Origin of the sequence: Microbacterium paludicola (genome assembly GCF_015235415.1) — a bacterium.
GTDB lineage: Bacteria > Actinomycetota > Actinomycetes > Actinomycetales > Microbacteriaceae > Microbacterium > Microbacterium paludicola.
In genome coordinates this window covers 59,904-69,672 of record NZ_JADGLL010000012.1, presented here as the reverse complement: position 1 = coordinate 69,672, position 9,769 = coordinate 59,904, and the positions used below count along the sequence as shown (strand labels likewise).

Annotated in this window: 9 protein-coding genes, 1 tRNA gene and 1 pseudogene; 6 read left to right on the top strand and 5 right to left on the bottom strand. The window is 70.6% G+C overall.

Annotated features, from left to right (window positions below; all coding sequences use genetic code 11):
• A pseudogene (locus tag IR155_RS07090) lies at nt 1-460 on the top strand (hypothetical protein); the annotation flags it as partial.
• Between the two features lie 102 nt (nt 461-562).
• Here the strand turns inward: IR155_RS07090 and IR155_RS07085 are convergent.
• The 4 genes from IR155_RS07085 to zapE all read right to left on the bottom strand — a co-directional run bounded on the left by IR155_RS07085 (nt 563) and on the right by zapE (nt 3,888).
• A tRNA-Val gene (locus tag IR155_RS07085) sits at nt 563-638 on the bottom strand.
• Between the two features lie 86 nt (nt 639-724).
• Nucleotides 725-1,330, bottom strand: a complete 606-nt coding sequence (locus IR155_RS07080) for a type II toxin-antitoxin system PemK/MazF family toxin (RefSeq protein WP_135114142.1) — start codon at nt 1,328-1,330, stop codon at nt 725-727.
• An 80-nt stretch (nt 1,331-1,410) separates the two neighbouring features.
• Nucleotides 1,411-2,643 (bottom strand): ammonium transporter, encoded by a 1,233-nt coding sequence (locus IR155_RS07075; RefSeq protein ID WP_135114141.1) that lies wholly within the window; start codon nt 2,641-2,643, stop codon nt 1,411-1,413.
• Nucleotides 2,644-2,868: 225 nt separating this feature from the next.
• On the bottom strand, nt 2,869-3,888 hold the full coding sequence (zapE, locus tag IR155_RS07070) for a cell division protein ZapE (protein WP_135114140.1): 1,020 nt from the start codon (nt 3,886-3,888) through the stop codon (nt 2,869-2,871).
• Nucleotides 3,889-4,038: 150 nt separating this feature from the next.
• On the opposite strand from zapE, the gene IR155_RS07065 reads away from it, so the two are divergent.
• Together IR155_RS07065 and IR155_RS07060 are read left to right on the top strand one after the other, a co-directional pair.
• A complete protein-coding gene (locus IR155_RS07065) occupies nt 4,039-4,938 on the top strand; it encodes a sulfurtransferase (protein ID WP_135114139.1) in 900 nt (299 codons plus the stop codon).
• A gap of 44 nt (nt 4,939-4,982) precedes the next feature.
• Nucleotides 4,983-5,426 carry a SufE family protein gene (locus tag IR155_RS07060; protein ID WP_135114138.1) on the top strand — a complete coding sequence of 148 codons (444 nt, stop codon included), beginning with the start codon at nt 4,983-4,985 and terminating at the stop codon, nt 5,424-5,426.
• A 3-nt stretch (nt 5,427-5,429) separates the two neighbouring features.
• Here IR155_RS07060 and IR155_RS07055 read toward each other — a convergent pair whose 3' ends face one another.
• On the bottom strand, nt 5,430-6,608 hold the full coding sequence (locus IR155_RS07055; RefSeq protein WP_135114137.1) for an alpha/beta hydrolase family protein: 1,179 nt from the start codon (nt 6,606-6,608) through the stop codon (nt 5,430-5,432).
• A 25-nt stretch (nt 6,609-6,633) separates the two neighbouring features.
• On the opposite strand from IR155_RS07055, the gene IR155_RS07050 reads away from it, so the two are divergent.
• From IR155_RS07050 to IR155_RS07040, 3 genes are all read left to right on the top strand, one after another.
• Nucleotides 6,634-7,215, top strand: coding sequence for a DUF3000 domain-containing protein (locus IR155_RS07050; RefSeq protein ID WP_135114136.1), 582 nt, complete (start codon nt 6,634-6,636; stop codon nt 7,213-7,215).
• Nucleotides 7,208-8,410 (top strand): HRDC domain-containing protein, encoded by a 1,203-nt coding sequence (locus tag IR155_RS07045; protein WP_135114135.1) that lies wholly within the window; start codon nt 7,208-7,210, stop codon nt 8,408-8,410. Before IR155_RS07050 ends, IR155_RS07045 begins: the two co-directional genes overlap by 8 nt.
• A gap of 145 nt (nt 8,411-8,555) precedes the next feature.
• Nucleotides 8,556-9,767, top strand: coding sequence for a thiolase family protein (locus tag IR155_RS07040; protein WP_135114134.1), 1,212 nt, complete (start codon nt 8,556-8,558; stop codon nt 9,765-9,767).
• The last annotated feature ends 2 nt before the right edge of the window (nt 9,768-9,769 follow it).

The following is a 9,769-nucleotide window of genomic DNA, read 5'->3' as shown; positions in this document are numbered from 1 at the left end:
GATCACCTGGCGGCAGAACCTGGAGACCTGGTGGCAGGCATACGGGCACCTCACCAAGGAACGTTCCCTCTACGACAACGGCCAGTTCGGGTTCACCCACAAGCGGCTCCGCGACGCCTGGAAGATCCTCGCCCGCGTCGCCGCCGGCGGCCACGCATTCACGTTCCTCGACTACGGCAACCCGCGCACCACCAGCGCGATCGAAGGCGGAATCAACGCCCAGATCCGTCACCTGCTGCGCCTCCACCGCGGCATGCCCATCGAGCACCGCCGCCGAGCCGTCGAATGGTTCCTGCTGCTCCGAGCGCTCCCACTCGAGCATGCCCTTGCCTACGCCAACCAGCCCGCCACCACGACGACACCCCGCACCGACGACCCCGTCGAACCGATCCTCTACGACACCGGCCTCAGCGCCGACGAGGGACTCTGGCACCGAACAGGCTGGATCGGCAGGCACTGACACGCCCGACCCCATCCACACGTTCTGACCTATAAGCCGCGAGCCGCGCGAGGGCTGACCCGGGGACGAACGAAAGCCCCCGGTTGAACCGGGGGCTTCCACTGGTGGGCGATACCAGACTCGAACTGATGACCTCTTCCGTGTGAAGGAAGCGCGCTACCAACTGCGCCAATCGCCCGTCTTCTTTCGGCCCTGCGGACCGAGTAACGATACTACCCGATGCCGGACGGGCCGCCGAACCGCGGTGAACGCGGGCGTGGCGCGCTACCGCCCCGCCTCCCAGCCGTAGCGGCCGCGCAATGCCGCGGCGACCCGGGTGAAGAGGTCGAGATCCAGCTGTGCGGCCTCGCGGCGCATCCCGTTGACGTGCACGCTGTAGAGCTGGTCGAGGTCGACCCACGACTCCCGACCCGCGCCATCCCAGGCCCCCGCCCCGAGCGGCAGGTACTCGCGGTCGCCGTCCTTCGACTTGCTGGTGAGCTTGACCGCATACACACGCTCCGCGGTGTGGCGACCGATGATCAGCACCGGGCGATCCTTGCCGCGGCCGTCGTTCTCGACGTACGGCACCCAGGTCCAGACGATCTCGCCACTGTCCGGATCGCCGTCGCGGGCCGGCGCGTAGGTCATCCGCAGGTCGTGCACGTCCTGCGGGCGCAGCTCGATCGTCTCGACGCCGCGGGGAGCGTCGGCCGGGGAGGCGCCGCGCACCCGGGTCTCGCGCGGCGCTCGCGGCGCCTCGCGGCGCTCGGCGGACCCGCGCGAAGGCGTCGCGCCGCCGTCGCGCCCCCTCGCAGGCCGGCGCGTCGCCGCCTCCACCGCTCCGAGCGCGAGCCGCGCGATCGTCCCCAGGATCCCCCGTCGTGCCATGCGTCGAGCCTAGCGATCCCCACGCACGCCGAAGGGGCGCCGCGGCGTGAGCCGCGACGCCCCTTGGTGCAGCGTGAAGATCACTCCGCGAGGGCGTAGCCCTCCTCACCGTGGACGATCGAGTCGACACCGGCGATCTCGTCCTCGTTCTTGACACGGAATCCGAGCGTCTTCTCGACCGCGAAGCCGATCACCCATGCCACCGCGAAGGAGTAGACCAGCACGGCCAGCGCCGCGAGGAACTGAATCACGAGCTGCTCGATGCCGCCACCCACGAACAGGCCCGTGCCGGTGGCGAAGAAGCCGAGGTAGAGCGTGCCGATGATGCCGCCGACCAGGTGGATGCCCACGACATCGAGCGAGTCGTCGTAGCCGAGCTTCCACTTCAGCTCGATCGCGAGGGCGCACACCGCGCCGGCGACCACGCCAAGCAGCAGAGCCCATCCCGGGGTCAGGTTCGCGCACGAGGGCGTGATGGCGACGAGACCGGCAACCGCACCCGAGGCTGCGCCCACCGAGGTCGCCTTGCCGTCCTTGAGCTTCTCGACCACGAGCCAGCCGAGGATCGCCGCAGCCGTGGCGCCCAGGGTGTTCACGATGATCAGACCGACCGAGGAATCCTCGGTTCCGAGCAGCGAGAAGGTGCCCTCGGCACCAGCGTTGAAGCCGAACCAGCCGAACCACAGGATCGACGCGCCGAGCAGCACAAGCGGCACGTTGTGCGGCTTGTGGATGCCCTTCTGGAAGCCGAGGCGCTTGCCCAGCACCAGCGACAGGGCGAGCGCCGCGGCGCCCGCGTTGATGTGCACGGCGGTGCCGCCGGCGTAGTCGATCACGTTGACGCCCGCGTCAGGGAACATCGTGGCGCCGAGCTGCATGATCCAGCCGCCACCCCAGACCCAGGCCGCCACCGGGAAGTACACGAGTGTCGCCCACACGCCCGCGAAGACCATCCAGGCGCCGAACTTCGCGCGGTCGGCGATGGCACCCGAGATCAGCGCCACGGTGATGATCGCGAAGGTCGCGCCGAAGGTGGCGCTCACGAGCGTGTCACTGTCGGCGGATCCCAGGCCGAAGTCGGAGAACGGGTTGCCGGCGAACTCGAAGAACGATTCGCCGGAGACGGCGCTCATGTTGAATCCGTAGAGGATCCAGAGCACCGAGATGAGACCGAGGGCGCCGAAGCTCATCATCATCATGCTGACGACAGACTTGGCCTTGACCAGACCGCCGTAGAAGAAGGCGACGCCGGGTGTCATGAAGAGCACGAGCGCCGTCGCCGCGATCGACCAGGCGAGATTTCCGCTATCCACTGTGATTCCTCACTGTTCGGGTGACAGGACACCGGTGAGCTCGTGGGGTCGATATGGAGCGCTCGACCGGGTTGGCACAAGTGTGGCCAGTTCGCATTACCTCGCAGGTGCGATGCGAGTTTCAGGCGCGTTACACACTCACCCGGTGTGTAAACAGTGTGTTTCGGGGAGCGGGTGAAGTCCCCAACATTCCGCTGGAGCGTGCTCAACGACAGGGCACACCGATCAGGCGTATGCCGAGGCGACAAGGCGCGAGATCGCGCGCAGGTACTTCTTCCGGTAGCCGCCCGCGAGCATGTCGTCGCCGAACACCTGGTCGAGCGGCAGCCCCGTGGCGCGGATCGGCAACTCGGCGTCGTACACGCGGTCGACGAACGCGACGAAACGCAGCGCCTCCGACTGGTCGGTGAGCTGCCGCACGTCGCGCAGGCCGATCGCGTCGACACCGTCGATCAGCCGGATGTAGCGCGACGGGTGGACGCGGGCGAGGTGGGAGATCAGCGCGTCGAAGCCGTCGTCGCTCGCGGTGCCGAACCCCGCGAGCGCCGCCTCGTACTCTGTGGCATCCAGCGAGGGAGCGTGGCCGTCGAACGAGCGCTGCCGGAAGTCGACGCCGTCGATCCGGATGGTCTGGAAGCTGTCCGCCATCGCGTGGATCTCGCGGAGGAAGTCCTGCGCCGCGAACCGCCCCTCCCCCAGCGCGTTGGGCGGTGTGTTGCTCGTCGCGGCGAGCCGCGTGCCGCTCGCGACGAGCTCGCCGAGCAGGCGGGTCATCACCATGGTGTCGCCCGGGTCGTCGAGCTCGAACTCGTCGATGCAGAGCAGCGCCGAGCCACGCAGCAGGTCGACGGTCTGGCGGTAGCCGAGCGCACCGACGAGCGCGGTGTACTCGATGAAGGATCCGAAGTACTTCCGGCGTGCGGGCATCGCGTGGAAGATCGCCGCCAGCAGGTGGGTCTTGCCCACGCCGAAGCCACCGTCGAGGTACACGCCGGGCTTCAGCTCCGGCGTCTTCGGCCGGCGCGAGAAGAACCCGCCGCGCTTCGCCGGCGGCGCGCCGACGGCGAAGGTCGTCAGCAGCTCCTTCGCCTCCTCCTGCGAGGGGAACTCGGGATCGGCGCGGTACGACTCGAAGGTCGCGTCGTCGAACTGCGGCGGCGGGACCAGGCTCGCGAGCATCTCCTCGCCGCTGAGCTGCGGCTGTCGCTCGGTGAGGTGGACGATGCCGGGCGCGGCAGGAGTCATGGACGTGAGGTTTCCGATCGTTACGCGAGGAGCGGATCACCGGCGCCGCCGCGCACGGGGGCGCATACGCTCGAACCGGGACGCAATCAGCCTAGTTGCGCCGCCCGTGCACACGAGCACGGGCTCCCATCCAGACCGCAGGAGGATCCCGTGAGCGTGGAATTCGACCCGTCGCCCGACTTCGCCGAGTACGCCGAGCCCGGCCGGCTCGTCTCCACCGCGTGGGTCGAGGAGCATCTCGGCGCCCCCGGCCTCGTGATCGTCGAATCGGATGAGGACGTGCTGCTCTACGAGACGGGCCACATCCCGGGCGCGGTGAAGATCGACTGGCACACCGAGCTCAACGACCCCGTGGTGCGCGACTACCTTGACGGCGAGGGCTTCGCGAAACTGCTCGGCGCCAAGGGGATCTCGCGCGACGACACGATCGTGATCTACGGCGACAAGAACAACTGGTGGGCCGCCTACGCGCTCTGGGTGTTCTCGCTGTTCGGGCACGAGGACGTGCGCCTGATCGACGGCGGCCGCGACCGCTGGATCGCGGAGGGCCGCCCGATCACGACGGAGCCGACCGTCCGGCCGGCCACGGACTACCCCGTCGTCGAGCGCGACGACGCCACGCTGCGCGCCTTCAAGGAGGATGTGCTCGCCCACCTCGGCAAGCCGCTCATCGACGTCCGATCGCCCGAGGAGTACACGGGCGAGCGCACGTCCGCGCCGGCCTACCCCGAGGAGGGAGCTCTGCGCGCGGGACACATCCCGAGCGCGCAGAACGTGCCGTGGGCGAAGGCCGTCGGCGAGGACGGCGGATTCAAGCCGCGGGCCGAGCTCGAGGCGATCTACCGCGACCAGGCGGGGCTCGGCGACGCCGACGAGATCGTCGCCTACTGCCGGATCGGCGAGCGGTCGAGCCACACCTGGTTCGTGCTCAAGCACCTGCTCGGCTATCCGAACGTGCGCAACTACGACGGCTCGTGGACCGAGTGGGGATCCGCGGTCCGCGTCCCGATCGCGACCGGCGCCGAGCCGGGTGCGGCGCCGACCCGCTGACCGCCCCGGGGACGGTGCCGCCGCGCGGTGGGAGGATTGAGGACATGACCTCCGACGTCCTTCCCGCCGCGCTCGCGGAGATCCGCGACGAGTTCCTCGAGCTCGACGAACCCGAGCGCCTTCAGCTGCTGCTGGAGTTCTCGCGCGAGCTGCCCGAGATGCCGGCGGAGTACGCGGATCACCCCGAGCGCACCGAACGCGTCGCCGAGTGCCAGTCGCCCGTCTTCATCGTCGTCGAGGTCGCGGACGACGACGCGGTGACGATGCATGCGACGGCACCCGCGGAGGCGCCGACCACGCGCGGCTTCGCGAGCATCCTGACGCAGGGCATCACCGGGCTCTCGGCGGGCGAGGTGCTGGCGATCCCGGCCGACTACCCGCAGTCCCTGGGGCTCACGCGCGCCGTGTCGCCGCTGCGGATCGCCGGCATGACCGGCATGCTGATGCGCGCCAAGCGTCAGGTGCAGGCCCGCCTCGACGCGCGCTGAGCCTCAGCGGCCGAGGCCCTGCGCCTCGAGCCAGTCGCGGATCGCGGCGGTCCAGCGGTGCTCGTCGTAGTTCCAGAGCTTCGTGTGGCGCGCGACCGTGAACGTCTCCATCGTGACGAGGTCGGGCCGGGCCGCCGCCAGGGCGTGGGAGGCATCGGACGGCACGAAGCCGTCATCGTCGCTGTGAAGCAGCAGGATCGGCACCGCCAGCTCCTCCGCGCGCGCCACCATGTCGAGCTCGTCGAACGGGATGCCCTGACCGAGCCCGGCCGCCCGCGACACGGCACGCGAGGCGAGCATCGCCATCGCGGTGCGGACGATCGCCCGCGGGATCCGCAGCTGCGCGGCCTGATCGTCAAGGACGATCTGCCAGTCGATGACCGGGGAATCCAGGATGAGCCCGGCGATGAGATCGCGGTGGGCCGAGCGCAGGGCGCTCTGGAGCGCGATCGCGCCGCCCATCGACCAGCCCATCAGGATGACGCGCCGGGCGCCGCGCTCCCGCGCGAACTCGATCGCGGCGTCGACGTCCTGCCACTCGGTGGAGCCGAGACCGTAGAGCCCGGCGGGACTCGGCGGCGCCTCGCCGTCATCCCGGTACGACATCACGAGGGTGGTCAGGCCCGCCTGGTGAAGCGTGGGCACCGCGCGCAGGATCTCGGCGCGCGTGCCGCCCCGGCCGTGCACGCCGATCACCCAGTCGTCGCCGCGGCCCGCGTCGAACAGCCACGCGGGCGCGTCGCCGACCGGGAGCGGAATCAGCGGGCGGCTCACCGGGAGATGCAGCTGCTCCGGGCTGTCGAAGTACCAGCCGCTGAACGACGCGTACTCGCCCACGCGGGTCGCGGCATCCACGTGGCTCAGCAGTTTGCGTGTCGCCGACTCCTCGTCGAACGCGAGGACGGCGCCGAGCTTCAGATACCCCGCACCGTTCGTGAACAGCCCGTAGCGCCCCGGCAGCACGGTGTCGTCGTTGCGCTCAAGCGTGATCGTCTGCGCCGCGCGGTCGATGCGCAGGATGCGCAGATCCGCCGTCCGCACCGCGGGCGTGACGACCCGGCGCGCGACGGAGGCGATGCGCGTCGCCGCCGCGGAGCCGAGACTCGCCGCCCCGAGCACGAGAGCCGCCATTGTCACCAGCGCGGATGCGGAGGGGGAAGCGGCGCGCCTGGACTCCTTCATGACCCCTCCACTCTAATCTGACAGCGTGACTGCAGGACGAGGCCCCGGCGACGCGTTCGCCGCCGCGGAGGAGCAGCTGCGCGCCGCATCGTTCCGCGCCGATTTCGTCGTGCGGGAGATCCCGTCGCCGCAGGGCGTCGCGCCGTTCAGCCTCGCTCTGGCCGGCGACGTCCGCCCCACCGAGGAGGGCGAATCGCCCTACGGCACCGGCAGGTTCATCCTGCTGCACGACCCCTCGGAACCGGACGCCTGGGGCGGGGCCTGGCGCATCGTCGCCTTCGCGCAGGCGCCTCTCGAGCCGGAGATCGGCACCGATCCCCTGCTCGCCGACGTCACGTGGTCGTGGCTTGTCGATGCGCTCGAGTCCCGGGGTGCGCAGTACCACTCCGCGTCGGGCACTGCCACCAAGATCCTGTCCAAGGGCTTCGGCTCCCTCTCCGACGAGGGGGACGGCGCCCAGATCGAGCTGCGGGCCTCGTGGTCGCCCGACGGCGCGTTCGGCGCGCACCTCGAGGCCTGGGCCGAGCTCGTATGCATGCTGGCGGGTCTCCCGCCGGGGTCCGAGGGCATCGCCGTCCTCGGGGAGCGGAGGAACCTGAATGGCTGAGGCCCCTCAGTACGACGTGATCGACACGAGTGAGGAGCTCGCCGCGGCGTGCGCGGCCCTCGCCGCCGGGACGGGGCCGGTCGCGGTCGACGTCGAGCGTGCATCCGGCTTCCGCTACTCGCAGCGCGCCTACCTCGTGCAGGTGTTCCGCCGCGACGCCGGCGTCTTCCTCTTCGACCCGCCGGCGCTCCATGACCTGTCGCCGCTGCAGGACGCGATCGGCGACGAGGAGTGGGTGCTTCACGCCGCGAGCCAGGACCTCCCCTCTCTGCGCGAGCTCGATCTGCTGCCGCCGCGCATCTTCGACACGGAGCTCGCGGCGCGCCTGCTCGGCTGGGAGCGCGTCGGCCTGGCCGCCGTCGTGGAGGCGACGCTCGGCATCACGCTGAAGAAGGAGCACTCGGCCGCCGACTGGTCGACGCGGCCGCTCCCGCAGGCGTGGCTCGAGTACGCCGCCCTGGACGTCACGCACCTCATCGACGTGCGCGACGCGCTCGTGGATGCCCTCGAGGAGGCCGGGAAGACCGAGTACGCGGCGCAGGAGTTCGAGGCGACCCGGGTGCGCGAGGCGAAGCCCCCGCGGGCCGAGCCGTGGCGCCGGCTGAGCGGTCTGCACACCGTGCGCGGCCGCCGGAACCTCGCGGTCGCCCGCCAGCTATGGCTCGCGCGCGAGGAGTACGCGATGCAGCAGGACATCTCCCCCGGCCGCCTCGTGCCGGACCGCGCGCTCGTCGCCGCCGTCATCGCATCACCGGCCACCAAGGCCGAGCTCGCGGCGCTCAAGGCCTTCAACGGACGCGCGAGCCGCTCGCAGCTCGACCGCTGGTGGAACGCCATCGTCCTCGGGCGCGAGAGCGCCGACCTGCCGGCCGAGCGGGTGCCCAGCGACACGCTGCCGCCGCCTCGCGCGTGGGTCGACCGCAACCCCGAGGCCGACGCCCGCCTGAAGCAGGCGCGCCCCGCGGTCGAGGAGCGCGCGGAGCAGCTCTCGATGCCGACGGAGAACCTGCTCACGCCCGACACGCTTCGCCGCGTCGCGTGGGAGCCGCCCGTCCCGGCGGACGCCGACGGCATCGCGGATGCGCTCCGTCGCCTCGGCGCGCGCGAGTGGCAGATTGAACAGACCGCACAGATCATCGCCTCCGCGTTTGTGCGGGCCGTGCAACCGGACGACGAGCCCGCCGAACCGGCTTAGTGGATCCGGGCCAACCGCTTCGTGCGCGCGAAGGCCCCCTCCGTAGGCTGAGCGGGAACCGATACTGGTCCGCCGGCGTGCCCGGCTGACCCGATCAGACAGGGCCGTCAGCGAGACTGGCGGGCCCGATCCGACTGGAGGCAGAGTGGCCGAGCTGGCTGATGTCTATTTCGTCGACGGAGTGCGCACCCCCTTCGGGCGCGCCGGCGAAAAGGGCATGTACTGGAACACGCGAGCGGATGACCTCGCCGTCAAGGCGATGAAGGGTCTCCTCGAGCGCAACACCGAGATCCCGAAGGATCGCATCGACGACGTCGCCATCGCCGCGACCTCGCAGACGGGAGACCAGGGCCTCACCCTTGGCCGCACCGTCGGCATCCTCGCGGGGCTGCCGATGACCGTGCCGGGCCTCGCGGTCGAGCGTATGTGCGCCGGCGCCATGACGAGCGTCACCACGATGGCCGCGTCCATCGGCGTCGGGATGTACGACTTCGCCATCGCGGGCGGCGTCGAGCACATGGGCAAGCACCCGATCGGCTCGAACTCCGACCCGAACCCCCGCTTCGTGGCCGAGAAGCTCGTCGACCCCGGCGCGCTCAACATGGGCGTCACGGCCGAGCGCATCCACGACCGCTTCCCGCACCTCACCAAGGAGCGTGCCGACCGCTACGGCATGCTGAGCCAGCACAAGGCGCAGGCCGCGTACGAGGCCGGCAAGCTCCAGCCCGACCTCGTGCCCGTCGCCATCTCGGGCGCCGACGGCACGTGGGGGCTCGCCACCGAGGACGAGGGCCGCCGTCCCGAGACCAACATGGAGGGCCTCGCCGGGCTGAAGACGCCCTTCCGTCCGCACGGCCGCGTCACGGCCGGCACCGCATCGCCCCTCACCGACGGCGCGACCGTGAGCCTGCTCGCGAGCGGCGCGGCGGTCAAGGAGTTCGGCCTGGCCCCGAAGATGAAGCTCGTCTCGTTCGCCTACGCGGGCGTCGAGCCCGAGATCATGGGCATCGGACCGATCCCCTCCACCGAGAAGGCCCTCGCCAAGGCGGGGCTCACGATCGACGACATCGGCCTGTTCGAGCTCAACGAGGCGTTCGCCATCCAGGTGCTCTCGCTCCTCGACCACTTCGGCATCGCCGACGACGACCCCCGCGTGAACATGTGGGGCGGGGCCATCGCGCTCGGCCACCCGCTGGCGGCCTCGGGCGTGCGCCTGATGATCCAGCTCGCGGCGCAGTTCGCCGAGCACCCCGAGGTGCGCTACGGCATGACCGCGATGTGCGTTGGCCTCGGCCAGGGCGGCACCGTGATCTGGGAGAACCCGCACTACACCGGCAAGAAGAAGAAGCAGAAGTGAGC

What these genes read in the sequence shown, in the direction of transcription:
- IR155_RS07080 (WP_135114142.1), bottom strand. Translation starts at nt 1,330, where the DNA reads ATGGCACGACGGGGGATCCTGGGGACGATCGCGCGGCTCGCGCTCGGA.
- IR155_RS07045 (WP_135114135.1), top strand. Translation starts at nt 7,208, where the DNA reads ATGGCTGAGGCCCCTCAGTACGACGTGATCGACACGAGTGAGGAGCTC.
- IR155_RS07055 (WP_135114137.1), bottom strand. Translation starts at nt 6,608, where the DNA reads ATGAAGGAGTCCAGGCGCGCCGCTTCCCCCTCCGCATCCGCGCTGGTG.
- IR155_RS07060 (WP_135114138.1), top strand. Translation starts at nt 4,983, where the DNA reads ATGACCTCCGACGTCCTTCCCGCCGCGCTCGCGGAGATCCGCGACGAG.
- zapE (WP_135114140.1), bottom strand. Translation starts at nt 3,888, where the DNA reads ATGACTCCTGCCGCGCCCGGCATCGTCCACCTCACCGAGCGACAGCCG.